Source organism: Belnapia arida, from assembly GCF_016773205.1.
Classification (GTDB): domain Bacteria; phylum Pseudomonadota; class Alphaproteobacteria; order Acetobacterales; family Acetobacteraceae; genus Belnapia; species Belnapia arida.
In genome coordinates, this window is sequence record NZ_JAETWB010000068.1 from 1 (window position 1) to 13,224 (window position 13,224).

The following is a 13,224-nucleotide window of genomic DNA, read 5'->3' on the forward strand; positions in this document are numbered from 1 at the left end:
GGTGAAGAAGGAACCGGCACCCCCGGCGCAAGGTCCAGCCAACTAGACTACAGCGAAGCCGTACCAGAGGTCATCCCCGCACACGCAGGGAACACCACTCAGTCATGGTCATGTTGCCGTAGTTGATCGGCTCATCCCCGCGCCCGCGAGGATCACCGCTATCTCGCCCGACATTAGCATTGGACCCCCGACTCGTCCCCGCACCTGCGGGGAACACCAGCATGTCGATAACCACGTCACACTGTACGACGGCTCATCCCCGCGCCCGCGGGGAGCACACCGTACCCCAACTGTGGTTGAGGCGGCCGAACGGCACATCCCACGCTCGCGGGAACACGGACACACCTTCCCTGTCCACGCAACTTCGGACGGCTCATCGCCGCGCACGCAAGGAACACCACGAGCGGGAGGCGTACAAGGCGGTGTTCAGTGGCTCATCCCCGCGCCCGCAGGGAACACTGCTCAATCCACTCGTCGGCCGTCGCTGTCGGCGGGTTATCTCCTGCACCTGCGGGGAACAGAAGCACGGAGCAGCATCGCCGTTGTTGACGGTCGGATCATCCCCGCAGCAGCGGGGAACAGATTTCACCTGTGTTGGTCCCGTCGTTCACCACTGGTTCATCCCTGCGCATGCGGGGAACACGGCGCCGTCGGCTACAGCGCTGGCCAAGGCTACGGCTCATCCCCGCGTCCGCGGGGACCACGACACCGTATAGGAAATAGACGGCGATATCCTGGGCTCATCCCCACGCCCGCGGGGAACTCACGGCGCCGGTGGAACAGGCATCTTCACCATCGGCTCATCCCCGCGGACGCAGGGAACTTACGTTCACGGTCGGTGGCCGGCTGCGGACCTACGGCTCATCCTCGCATCCGCAGGGAACAGGCCACCATTTCCATGAGGTTCCAGTATTGGCCCGGCTCATCCCCACGTCCGCGAGGAACGACGCAAGACCGGCGTTATCGGCTACCGCACCCACGGCTCATCCCCGCGCCTGCGGGGAACACGCGTTCGAATTCGCCCAAAAGGAGGGCGCCGCCGGTTCATCCCCGCACCAGCAGGGAACATTTCTGCGCGGACTACCTCGCCGAACGCGCCGTCGGCTCATCCCCACGCCCGCGGAGAACACGAGGCGTCGATCATCGTTAGCGCGTTTGCCATCGGCTCATCCCTGCGCCCGCAGGGACCACATGGCATTCGGGCTCCCCGATACCGGCGGCGACGGCTCATCCCCGCACCCGCGGGGAAGGGCACTTCTATGCGCTAGCCGGCAACCAGATCGACGGCTCGTCCCCGCGCCCAAGGGGAACACGAGCGCGGCCACATCACCAAGAGCATCGGCCTCGGCTCATCCCCGCCCCCGCAGGGAACATGATTTCGACAACAGCGACAAGGCGGCAACCATCGGCTCATCCCCGCGCCCGCGAGGAACACTGCTCAATTCACTCGTCGACCGTGGCAGTCGGCGGGTCATCCCCGCACCTGCGAGGAACACTGGCGGGCCGATCTTGATGCAGAGATGATGGCAGGTTCATCCCCGCAGACGCGAGGAACACTCGGGATGGGAAATCGAGGACGTTCTGCACGATGGCTCATCCCCGCCCCCGCAAGGAACACGAGGTCATCGGGTCGGATGTCGGGAGCGCCGCCGGCTCATCCCCGCACCGCGGGGAACACCTTACGCAGCAGGGCTCCCAGATTACCCAAGTCGGCTCATCCCCGCCCCCGCGGGGACCACCTGAACAGCGCTCTTGCAAACGGCTTCGCCGGCGGCTCATCCCCGCTAACGCAGGGAACATAATCTGTTTGACAACATGGACGTGGAAATGATCGGTCCATCCCCGCGTCAGCGGGGAGCACATTCAGAAAATGCGCGGCATCGGCAATCTGCGCGGCTCATCCCCACGCCTGCGGGGAACATATGACCAGCATTTTCGTGTCCGCATCACCGATCGGCTCATCCCCGCTCCCGCGGAGAACACGAGAACACGCAGATCACCACGCAGGACGTCGCCGGCTCATCCCCGTGCCCACGGGGAACACAGATAGGCGGTTTCAGCGCCGGCCGTGTAGGTCGGCTCATCCCCGCGCCCGCGGGAAAGACTGATCGTTGACGCCGCCCGCACCTGTGGCGCCCGGCTCATCCCCGCGCCCGTGGTGAACACCGCCGGGCGTTTTGGTGCAGGGACACCCCACCGGCTCATCCCCGCCCGCGCGGGGAACACATCCGCGGCTTCATCCCGCACAAGCCCGCCGGCGGCTCATCCCCGCCCGCGCGGGGAACACGGTGCCCCGTTGACCTCCGAGCGGGCAATCACCGGCTCATCCCCGCCCGCGCGGGGAACACATCTGGACCGACCGCGAGACGCTGCTGGAGACCGGCTCATTCCCGCCCGCGCGGGGAACACTTCTGGCAGGCGGTGGCTGACCGCTTCGCTGACGGCTCATCCCCGCCCGCGCGGGGAACACTCCCGCGTCACCTACAACCGCTCGGCCGCCAGCGGCTCATCCCCGCCCGCGCGGGGAACACGCCGGCGCGGTGATCGGTGGCGCCATGGGCTACGGCTCATCCCCGCCCGCGCGGGGAACACTGCGCACGAGGCTGCACCCGCACGAGACTGCGCGGCTCATCCCCGCCCGCGCGGGGAACACACGGGCGAAAGCGCTGCCGCCTCGTCCGAGAACGGCTCATCCCCGCCCGCGCGGGGAACACGCGGCGACCACCAGCAGCGCGCCGATGATGATCGGCTCATCCCCGCCCGCGCGGGGAACACCGACGGCCGAGGTCCGGGGCGTGCCCCGCGACCGGCTCATCCCCGCCCGCGCGGGGAACACGGAACCCCGGCCATGCCGAAGTTCACCGTCACCGGCTCATCCCCGCCCGCGCGGGGAACACCCCGTATAGCGCACAATGCTATCGGTTGCCGTCGGCTCATCCCCGCCCGCGCGGGGAACACGGCGCCGGATTGGCCGTCGCCACGGTCTCCGGCGGCTCATCCCCGCCCGCGCGGGGAACACGGCGCCGCGCCCTTGCGGAAAAGAAGCCACCCCGGCTCATCCCCGCCCGCGCGGGGAACACTTCACGGCCATCAGCGCGGTGCTGTCGCCCGCCGGCTCATCCCCGCCCGCGCGGGGAACACCCCTCGGGCGTGGTGGGCACGTCGTCCCAGGTCGGCTCATCCCCGCCCGCGCGGGGAACACGCCTTGTCGCCAGCCCATACCATCTTGTTCTGCGGCTCATCCCCGCCCGCGCGGGGAACACTCTTCTCGGAAACACCTGAAAATGCTTGCGGATTCAGTTGTCAATGAACTCACCGGCGTGTGAGCCGATGACGGTCGGCGATTACTCCGCCGGCCGCACCATCATCAAACCGTAGCCGAATGCCTTGCTACGGCCAAACCCAGCACCCAACGCCTGCATGAAGACCTCGGGATCGGTCAACTCCAGCACACCAGCCAAATCCATCACCCCGATCTCAATAGGGCGCTGGCGCCGTCTGCGGATGCTAACCCAATCCCGGCCTTCCACCACGAAGTCCTTGGTCAGCGAGAAGCCTGCGTCGCGGCCCCGCCGCTCCATCCAGTCGCGGGCCGCCGCGAGGGCCACGGCGTCATAATCGATGGTGCCCGGTTCGGCGCCACGCTGCGGGAGGAGCGTCTTTGTCACGATATCATGCCGACGGCCGCGCCGCGGGCCGCCGCTCCCCTTCGGTGGGGCCGGCTCGGCCGATACTGGGTTCGCCCGCAGCGTGAAGCGCAGCCGGCTTCCGCGCTGCACGGGGAGGTTCATCTCGCGGCTCTGGACTGTAAACAGCCGCTGTCCCGCTTCCGGCGGCCGGCGCGACAGAGTGAAATAGGTGCCGCTCCCGGCGTCCCGCCACAGGAAGTCGCGCTCCCGATCCGGCCCGTCGGTGTGCAGGGCCCAGATCAGCTTATGACCACTTCCTCCAGCGACATCGCCGGTCGCCAGAACGGCTGCTAAGATGTCCCGCTCGGCCTCGGGGCGGAGCGTCGCGCGGTTCAGGTACAGTGTCATAACGACTGGCTCGCAAGGGTAGGTACATAGAGGATCGCCTCGCGGCGCATGCCGAACAGCCATTTGCCGCGGTTCAGGAGGTTGTCGCGGCGCTCCTCGACCCGGCTAGGCTGGAGGCCGGCCGCTAGGGCGTCCTCCTCGTCCATGGCGACATAGGGAGACGGCACTCGACTATTCGGCGCGAAGGAGAACTGGACCTCCGGTCCATGCAAGCGACGGTCAATGAGAACCGCGACCGGCGTGTCAGTCGCCTTGACCTGAGGACCGAACGGCAGGGAAAAGGGGCAGGACCTGCGCCCCCAATAAGGCGCAAAAACCGGCTCCAGCATCTGCGCAGCAAGGTCTTGTATTGACCAGCGCGCCGCGCCGCGTGCCCAGACAGCCACCAGCATAAGCGGATCGGTACGGTACTCGCGGTGGGTGATCATGGTCCCGACTTTCGGGGCTCGAAGCTCCGCCGCGCGGGTCGGGTAATCGCCCGGCTTGGCACCTTCGGGGGTGGCCACCGTATGGAAGTCGGAGAGCAACGAGCCCTCCCGCACAACCAGCACAGCGACACCATAGTCTCGCTGAAGAGCTTGATGGGCATCCTCGTCCGACCGGTCGGCGCCCAAACAGGCGCCAAGGAGCCCGAGTATCGCTGAACGGGCCGGCCGCGACCATGTCGGCCGGCGCGAGCCGACCGTCACGGCACCCATGGCGCCCATGGAGGCACTCATGGCGAATGTCAGGTACTCGGGCATGGCGTCAGGCCGCCTTGGCGAAGGCGATCACCTCGGCCAGCAGCGCCCGCGCCTTGGTGTCGGGGTGCGCCTCATTTGCGGCAGCCTTGGCCTTGGCTTTCGTTTTGCCCGGAGACGCAGCTTCGGTAGTCTCCGCCGGCTTGGTGACCTCCACCTCGTCGACGAACACATCGCGGAACTCGGTCGTCAGGCCGTATACCGCGTCGATCTTCGCAGCGTAGGTGCGCAGACGCTCGACAGCGTCGGCCATGATGTTGTTGCCCCTGATGGCGTTCTCAAAGGCGCCAGCCAGCGTGCGCGGCTGGCCATTGCCCTTCTCGATGCGCACATAGCTCGCATAGGAGTAGGCGGCGAAGTTCGAGCGCTTGCCACCCGGCGTTACCGTGGCAAAGCTGCGGATCAGTGCGGCAATGGCCTTGTCGGCCAGAGTCGCGTCACCACCGAGATTGCTGATCAGAAGAGCCCGGTTTACACAGAGATAGGCGTAGAACACACCGGAGCCGAAAGCATTCTCGCCGACATGGACCGCACCACTCTCGTCTGCCGTCCGATGGTCGCCGAGGGCGGTGAAGTAATCGTCTTCGACCGTTGCGGCATGCACCGTGATCGCGTGCATAACCTGCACGGCCGCCTCGCGGTTGTAGCTCGGATTCCCGGCGAAGGTGCGGCCGAACATAGCGATGTCGACGGCAGTATCGGCGTGGAGCAGGACGTCTTCGGCCTTCACCTCGGTGCCGGGATTGCGTGCCAGCTTCTCCGCAGCCGCGTAGGCTCGGCTGATCTCGGTCTGAGACAGGAACTGAAGCGCAGCACTTTCGAGATTCAGGCTTCCCTGCGCCGCATCACCCGGCTTTCTGCGGTTATTTTTCTTGCTCTCGGGCTTTTCGGCCGGAGGCTCCTCGGCCTTCTTTTCCCGTTCTTTGCCGTTGATGGCACTCAGCACGGCCTTGGCCGCGGCGCCGGCAGCGGCGGCGTCGACGCCGTTATCGACCAGAGCATCCCTGATCTGCACGGCAAAGCGATCGCCACGCACCCCAAGAGGCAGAGCGGCATCGCCCTTCAGAAGCTTGAAATCCTCTCGAACCCAGTACTTGCGATTCTGAGACGAAGTGCGAAGGCGTTCCTCGCCGCCGAATATCGCGGTCTTGTTCCGCCCCGTGTCATCACGGTTGAGGTTGGAGGGGGCGTAGCTGGTCAGAAAATGGGCTTGTACAAAGTTCATCGCTCTTCTCTCTATGGCTGATCAGGCAGATGTATCGGTGTCAGCGGAGGCGCCCTCAGACTCTGCACCGTAGTAATCGTAGCTCCAGCGGAGCAGCCGTTCGTCGGAGCGCTGCTTTGCGTTGGGAAAGGGAGCGTCGCGCTCCAGCCAAATCAGCATCGACGATGCGAGGTCCTCAATATTGACTTCGCCATCGAGCAGGTGGACCGCGCGGCGGAGGGCCGTCATAGCGCGCTTTGGGTCATGCACCTCAGTGAGAAGGTGCCGGAACCGCAACTCGCTCATGGGCCGCCGGCCGTCGGTGACCCGACCCAGTTGGGTCGCCACCGAAGCCCGATGCGCGTCCGCTCGGACATGCGATAGCACGGCTGCCACGGCCCCTGTGCGGAGCATACCGTCCGGATAGTTCGAGCCGCCGAGAATCCGGTGTAGCGTGATGGTGGCCGGACAGATCGCCGCATCCAGTGGACGACTGGCACGCCTCAGAGCGGCCAGTGTTGCGCGATCGCCACCCTTCCTATTGGCATCGGGAAGCATCTCGCATAGCCAATCCCGGCACCGCGCGGCGCGGGTCGGCGGCTTCACGGGCGCCTTCGGTGGATCGACAACAATGTTCATGTGCCTACATCCTCGGTGACGGCCTGTGCGGCCTCGTCCGTTGCCTCCGGCCGCCGCGGTAGCGGCAGTTCGAGGTACTTGAAGAGTTCATGCCCAAGCTTCGTGTGACCCTTGAGAGCCAGCTTCAGCCATTTCCGCGCGGAGATGGCGGCATGGACCTGCACGCCTCCCTCCTCGCGCTGGCGCCCGGTCAGCGGCCGGATGGGAACGACCTCGTCAAAGACGCTGAGCGCAGCGTCGTACAGCATCCCGTGCCAGCGCAGCACCAGATCGGTCAGGTCGGCCTCCGCATCGTCACCGAGACGGTGCGTCAGGCCCTCCATAACCTCGAAAAAACCAGCCTGCGTCCGGTCGTAGAACTGCGTCGCCGCATTGACCATCAGGGTACCGTCGCGCTTGGCATCTTTGGGACGTCGGTGCAGGGCAGAAGCAATGTTGCTCGACATCAGTCGGCGGACCGCTTGTGCCGCATGGATGTAGCTGGCTGCCTTCGCCTCCAGCTTGTCGTTTGCCTCTGCATCCGCGAGCATGAACATGGGCATGGTGCTCTCGACGCAGCCGAGCGCATCGCCGGTCGCTAGATTCAGACCCACCGCTGTCAGGAGAGGCGGGGTCAGGTCGCCACGAATGCGACCGCGTTCCTGCCGGTATTCGCGAACTACCCGGGCAGCAGCAAGTTTGCCGTTTGGTTCGTTAAGGACGAGGCCGAGCCAATTCTGGTAGCCAATCCGGTCGCTGTTGGCATGGTAATGCGCAGTCGCTTTGTCGTCAGGCTTAGGTAGGTAGTGCGGCGTCAAAGGGTGCGGCTCGACCCGGAGCGCATACTCATAGTCCCGAGGTCGCTGCCGCCACCCGACCACGCGGTGGCTGTCCATCCGCCCGGTGAGGTCACAAGGAGCACCCCCGTCGCCGGGCGGCTCCACCGTCAGGCGGATCAGGCGCGGCTGGCCGAACCACGCTTGCCGGGGGTCCAAGCGGTTACCCGTGCCCTCGCCATCGGCCACCGGCCCCATCCATGGGAACACTGCCGGGTCTCCGGGCTGAGCAGGCTCACCACATGGCACGTTCGCCCAGAGGACCTCGAACAAGGTGGCCGGCGAGCCGTCAGCAGCCCGGGGCACGACGTAGGTGCGCACAGGCCCACCGCCGCACCAGCCGACCCGATTTCCGGCGCCTTGTGAGCCGGCATAGCTTTGGAGCGTGTAGAGCGCGATTGCTGCGGTCGGGCGCCCAAGCATCCCAACCGCTCGCCGTTTCACAAACAAATCGCGGTTACGTGTCTCGGTGTTTTCGCCCGGGCCTCCGAAGAGCAGCATTTCAGGCCGTTTGATCTCAGTCTTCGCAGCTTTTTCGGCGACGCCGCGCGCCTCCGCCTTTGCCTTTGCCTTTGCCATCTTTCTGACGCCGCGGCCGGTCACCTCCGCCTCGGTGACCTGCATGAAGAGTGGCCCGTCACCGTCGAGGTAAAATGCGGGCACATGGGGAGCCAACCACTCGCGGATGGTGTCCGGGGAGGGAGGTCGCTCCAACTGGTCCAGCCACTCGTCCTGATCCCGCGGCGGGCAGATCACCGCCAGCACACCGATCAGGAAATCTTGTTGCGCCGCATCAAAATCCGCGCGCCCCCAGTTCATGCGCATCGGTGGATTGGCAGTGTCGAACAGGTCCGCCACCGCTATCACGCGGTCACCACCGTCACGTAAACGCACCGGTATCCACGCGTCGCTGAGAAGATTGAACCGCTTAGCGACCATCTGCCTGTCACCTTTTGTTCTAGGCAGCAGACAGCGCAATCATTTAGGCGTCAATCGATAACGCGAAGGCGCAAACCCATTTTCGTTTTATGGTAGAAAAATTGGACGGATTTTCGACCTATCCGTCTCAAAGTGGCCGTATTGCCGCGAAGAGCGACGATTGGAATAGCCCGATCAAACTTCGCCATGCGCTTCCGGGCGTCGGCCACGGCGTCTTCTGGTTCAGAGACGAGGTCCCGAATACGGTCGGCTGGGACAGTGACCTCGGACAGGGCCCATGACATTCGGGGACCGCGAGGGCTGTCGTTCCAAGGTCGCAGGGCTCCACGATCATCGATCCACGCAATGCGGATCGGCGCCTGCGGCCGGCGGATCATGCGCGTCGAGATCACCTCGTCGCTGACCCAATGCCCATCGCCCATCCTATACCCCAAGGTTGGGTCGAGAGAGATGTAACTAGCCGCGTTGCTGTCGCCATCAGCCTCGCTTCTGGCCTCCTCGCTGCTCAACTTCATAGCGTCCGGCACCAGCGCGTCTTCGGCGTAGACTTCAGCCACGAGGCACCTGACCCCCTCCGGCGTATTCAGGTCGCCGCCATTCAGCAAGCAGCGCGCACTCCGCCACAGCACCGCGGGATCACGGTAAACGCCCGCTGTACCGGGTAGGAAGGAGGCAATCCAATCCTCCGGCGGGTTGTCCATCGGATCAGGGGACAGAACGAGGAACCGCGCTCGATCGACGGGGCGGCCGTCGCGGCGGTGGCGCCAGAGGCGACCAGCCCGCTGGATCAACGCGTCGATCGGCGCGAGGTCGGACACGATCAGGTCGAAATCGATATCAAGACTCTGCTCGATGACCTGCGTGGCCACGACGATCTGTCCTGCCCGCCCGCGTCCGTCGGGGCCGAAGGTGGCGAGCACCCGCTCCTCAATCTCCTGACGGTCTCCAACGGTGAAGCGTGAGTGGAAGAGGATGGGGTCATATCCCGCCTGCCGCAGTAGCTCGGCAGCCTCAACGGCATCATCGACCGTGTTGCGGACCCAAGCGACCGCAGCACCCCGGTTGGCAGCCTCCGTGATCTCACGGAAGGCATGCGCCCGGCCAACAACCCGCTCCACCGTCACAGACCGGGCCTGCATGGCGTCCAGTTCCCGTGGAGTCCGGTTTGGCGCCTCCTCAACGGCTCTTTCGGCACTGACCAGCGTCGTGAGCGGGTAGCCAGCCTTCGACAGGGGTGCGGATGGCAGTGAGAGGCCCTTCCGGAAGGCGTCGGCAAGGCGCTGCCTGATATGCAACGGCAGGGTGGCTGAGAGCACGATGGTACTACCACCGAGGGAGGCTTGGAACTGGAGAAGGGCGTCGAGTTCAGTCCCGGTGAAGCTGTCGTAGGCGTGGGCCTCATCGACGGTCAGGATGCGACGGGACAAACCCAGCATCCGCATCGGGGCAAACTGTGTCGGCAGGGCGGCCATCAACGCTTGGTCGATGCTCCCCACCCCCACATCAGCAAAGAACGCCGTGCGTTTGCTGTCCGCGACCCATTCGGGAGCGCTGGCGCGGTCTCGCCGGCCCTCACGGTCCGCAGTGTCGCTGTCAGTGCGGAGAATGCTCGCCCGAAAGCCCTCGTGCTGGTCCCGCTTGCCGTGGGTGAGCACCAGAGACGGATCGGCGCCCTCGGCAAATAGCCGCCTGTAGGCGCCTCCCTCGCCGAACCGCTGGTACATGGCATTGGCCGTCGCCATGGTCGGCAGGGCGAAATAGATGCCTTGCGCGCGGCTTGCCGCCATCATGCGGTGGGCCAGCGTTACACCAGCCTCGCTCTTGCCGCTACCAGTCATATCTTCGATAAAGGCGATGAATGGACCCGACGGCAGTTCGACTGTGTCGGCCCAGCGCTGGACTGCGGTGGGATCGGAGATTTTTGGAAAGAGCCCCGTTATGCTGGTGCGAGGCGCAGCCTTGGCGGGGATGATCCCGGCCTTCTGTACTGCGACTCTGGCCCTTTGGCGTGCCAGCAACCAGTACTCAGACAGGGGCATGGCGTCAGGCGCTTGGTAGGGGAACCACTCCCGCGAGGACCCGATCCAGTCGGCGAGGGTGATTAGGCCGGCCACATGCCATGACATGATTTTAGCTTCGGCACCGGTCGGCGGTTTCACGAGCCGCGCTGGTCGCAAAATCTCGGTGAGATGGGTGATGAAGGCCCGAATGGCGGCGACGCAGGTGTCGCAGACGACCGCTTTTGACGGAGCAGACAGGTCGCCGCGATTGTCCACCGGTGCGCCATGATGGCCGATGGCTGCGTCGATCAGCGGGATGCTCGCGGTCCGCGGCCAATGCTCGAACACGCCCCCGGGCCCGAAGAGGACAGGGTTAACCCGTCGGTCCCGCCAAATAAGCCGATAGCCTAGTCTGGTATGGTGATCATCTCGTGGCGGCGCCACGAATGCGCCAAGAATGGCGGGCCAATGCTTCGGCTCAACGGCTTGGAAGCTACGGCTGAGCTTACCGATGTCATGCATGGCCGCGAGAAAGACAACCACGGATTTGAGATCTGGGCTGAACATCTTGGTGGGCAAATAGATGTCGCTCATGACTTCCGCGACGGCGGCCACATCGCACATGTGCAGGGCGGCAGGGTGCCATAGAACCGCGGTACCCTTCGGTTCCGCCTTTCCCCAGAACTGCAAATAGTCACTTAGCCGCGTATCTGGCATCAATGGCACCTCGGTCCAGCACCTTTGCGTGCCACGAGGTCTTGCAGACACGCAACAGCCCGTATTTAACTCATTTTCCAAACCGCGACCGCTGGCGGGTTCACCTTCATCCCCGCCCGCGCAGGGAACACAATCAGCACACCTTGAACCGACAGCGAAATCAAGGGCCATCCCTGCTCAACAGGGAGCAGTAATCAACGGCTGGATAGAAGGGTGGACAACCTTTCAGCCCCTATGAAGAGCCCTGCATAAGCAACTGTAGCGAGAGATAGCTGCGTCGGGAAGGGCCGCATGAGTAGGAGCCAGTCCCAAACCCGTCACCTATCCACAGGTTCGTCGCTGTGTTGTAGGCGACAATTGACGTGGCCCACTTGGATGGACCTTGCGTCGAAGGTCCCGGTGCATGCTCCATTGATCGGTTGGAAGCGGGGTAACCGACTTATCGGCATGCTTATGTTGGCTGATCCTGAGGTCTTCATGCAGGTGTTGGGGAAGGGTCAGTCGCATCAAGGCGTTCGCCTACGTTCTGATGATGGTACAGCCGGCCAACTGATCGAAGACAGTCACCGGCTCACGCGTCAGTGCGCTCTTTGAAAATCAAATCCGCACAGCTTTTCAAGTGCTTCTGGGAAGAGTGTTCCCTGCGGACGCGGGGATGAGCCGGTGCCGGGCGGGCCGGTGGCGGCGGTGACGTTGTGTTCCCCGCGGACGCGGGGATGAGCCGCTGACCGGACCGACCCTGGCCAATGCCACCGTGTGTTCCCCGCGGACGCAAGGATGAGCCGCGGCAGCCGGCAGCGCCGACCTGCTATATTCGTGTTCCCGCGGACGCGGGGATGAGCCAGGGCCGCACGACTATCAGGCCGATGTGCGGGGGTGCTCCCCGCGGACGCGGGGATGAGCCGATCGGCGTGACGCCGGCCGCGCAACCCAAGACGTGTTCTCCGCGGGTGCGGGGATGAGCGGCAGGGGATTTGCCCCTAATTGCCGCCCGGTGCGTGTTCCCCGCGGGCGCGGGAACGAGTCGCTAATGCAGTTCGAGGGACATGGCGGAAGGGAGTGTTCCCCGCTGGCGCGGGAATGAGCCGTATGACCCGGCGACCGGCATTTTTGGCATGCCTGTTCCCCGCGTGTGCGGGGATGATCCGCCGGGTGCGACCGTTGACGAGTGGACGGAGCAGTGTTCCCCGCGGCGTGGGGATGAGCCGTCGCCTGCGTTGTAGAGAATGCAGGTGTTCGTGTGTTCTTCGCGGCTGCGGGGATGAACCATACCTGATGGCTCGGCGCGAGGTATGCGTCGTGTGTTCCCTGCGTAAGCGGGGATGGTCTCTAACCTAGAGTTACTCCCGGCCCCTGGTGAGCGGGTCTGGCACGGTCGGCTGCGTCATGGAGGTGCCGTAGTCCATTTGGCTGAACTTGCATCGAGGGCTCAAGCCTTCTCCACCAAGCGGTTCATTGTCGGAGGAGCATTGACCGCTTCGAAAACAGCCAAAAAGTTTGCTTTTAGCTGTCTCAAATCTCTGCCGCGGAACTCTCCTTCTGATTGATGACGCGATGATGGTTCTGGTAGGAGCCGGGTGCTGTTGGCTCCGGCGGTCGGTCTGCCCCCTATGCCGAGACTTTTGTCGCCGACCCTAAGCAAAATGGCTTGGAAGCAGCTTTGCCGGCATCGTTTGCTGGAGGTGCTAGGAACTATGCTTGGGTCCATGCTTGGGACAATACCGGCAGCCATTTGACTTGTTCGCCTGGACCCAACAATTATTGCCGCGATCCAATGGGTGCATTTCCGGCCGAGGTCTGGGTTGGACAACGGGTAAATACCTGTCTCGACGATCAAGTCGAGACTGAGCCCGAGAATACCCCATGCGCTACAGCGAGATCGTCCGGCGCCCTGCCGCGCCCGACACCCACCCCTTCGTCACAGACATCACCATCGCCCCGGCTGCCTTCGACAACTTTGAGCGGGTGATGGAGGACCGAGGGGATGTTCGGCTCCTGGCGCGGATTGACGGGCCGAACTCCTGGCTGGTTCACCTTGGCTGCTCGTCGGTAATGGTAAGGTGGGCCATTCTGAACCATTGTGGCTGATCATCGGCGGTCGTCCAGACCAAGCCGGCAATCTTGTGATCTTAA

The 13,224-nt window shown here is 64.4% G+C and carries 7 protein-coding genes; 1 reads left to right on the plus strand and 6 read right to left on the minus strand.

Features of this window, described 5'->3' with window-relative positions:
- Positions 1 to 3,344: 3,344 nt before the first annotated feature.
- From cas6e to cas3, 6 genes are read right to left on the minus strand one after another with little or no spacing between them, the layout of a single operon-like run.
- Entirely contained in the window at positions 3,345 to 4,037 is a 693-nt protein-coding gene (cas6e, locus tag JMJ56_RS31135; protein WP_202835697.1) for a type I-E CRISPR-associated protein Cas6/Cse3/CasE, read from the minus strand.
- Entirely contained in the window at positions 4,034 to 4,780 is a 747-nt protein-coding gene (gene cas5e, locus JMJ56_RS31140; RefSeq protein WP_202835699.1) for a type I-E CRISPR-associated protein Cas5/CasD, read from the minus strand. Before cas5e ends, cas6e begins: the two co-directional genes overlap by 4 nt.
- 4 nt (positions 4,781 to 4,784) lie before the next feature.
- Positions 4,785 to 6,002, minus strand: coding sequence for a type I-E CRISPR-associated protein Cas7/Cse4/CasC (cas7e, locus tag JMJ56_RS31145; protein WP_202835700.1), 1,218 nt, complete (start codon positions 6,000 to 6,002; stop codon positions 4,785 to 4,787).
- Between the two features lie 21 nt (positions 6,003 to 6,023).
- Positions 6,024 to 6,620, minus strand: a complete 597-nt coding sequence (casB, locus tag JMJ56_RS31150; protein WP_202835701.1) for a type I-E CRISPR-associated protein Cse2/CasB — start codon at positions 6,618 to 6,620, stop codon at positions 6,024 to 6,026.
- On the minus strand, positions 6,617 to 8,374 hold the full coding sequence (gene casA, locus JMJ56_RS31155; protein WP_202835702.1) for a type I-E CRISPR-associated protein Cse1/CasA: 1,758 nt from the start codon (positions 8,372 to 8,374) through the stop codon (positions 6,617 to 6,619). The genes casB and casA overlap by 4 nt, the downstream gene beginning before the upstream one ends.
- 50 nt (positions 8,375 to 8,424) lie before the next feature.
- The gene (cas3, locus tag JMJ56_RS31160) at positions 8,425 to 11,262 is read right to left on the minus strand and encodes a CRISPR-associated helicase Cas3' (protein ID WP_328702516.1); all 2,838 of its coding nucleotides are present in this window, start codon (positions 11,260 to 11,262) and stop codon (positions 8,425 to 8,427) included.
- A gap of 1,692 nt (positions 11,263 to 12,954) precedes the next feature.
- Between cas3 and JMJ56_RS31165 the strand changes: the two genes are divergently transcribed.
- Positions 12,955 to 13,179 (plus strand): hypothetical protein, encoded by a 225-nt coding sequence (locus JMJ56_RS31165; RefSeq protein WP_202835704.1) that lies wholly within the window; start codon positions 12,955 to 12,957, stop codon positions 13,177 to 13,179.
- Positions 13,180 to 13,224 lie beyond the last annotated feature (45 nt).

What these genes read in the sequence shown, in the direction of transcription:
- cas6e (WP_202835697.1), bottom strand. Translation starts at nt 4,037, where the DNA reads ATGACACTGTACCTGAACCGCGCGACGCTCCGCCCCGAGGCCGAGCGG.
- cas5e (WP_202835699.1), bottom strand. Translation starts at nt 4,780, where the DNA reads ATGCCCGAGTACCTGACATTCGCCATGAGTGCCTCCATGGGCGCCATG.
- cas7e (WP_202835700.1), bottom strand. Translation starts at nt 6,002, where the DNA reads ATGAACTTTGTACAAGCCCATTTTCTGACCAGCTACGCCCCCTCCAAC.
- casB (WP_202835701.1), bottom strand. Translation starts at nt 6,620, where the DNA reads ATGAACATTGTTGTCGATCCACCGAAGGCGCCCGTGAAGCCGCCGACC.
- casA (WP_202835702.1), bottom strand. Translation starts at nt 8,374, where the DNA reads ATGGTCGCTAAGCGGTTCAATCTTCTCAGCGACGCGTGGATACCGGTG.
- cas3 (WP_328702516.1), bottom strand. Translation starts at nt 11,262, where the DNA reads ATGGCCCTTGATTTCGCTGTCGGTTCAAGGTGTGCTGATTGTGTTCCC.
- JMJ56_RS31165 (WP_202835704.1), top strand. Translation starts at nt 12,955, where the DNA reads ATGCGCTACAGCGAGATCGTCCGGCGCCCTGCCGCGCCCGACACCCAC.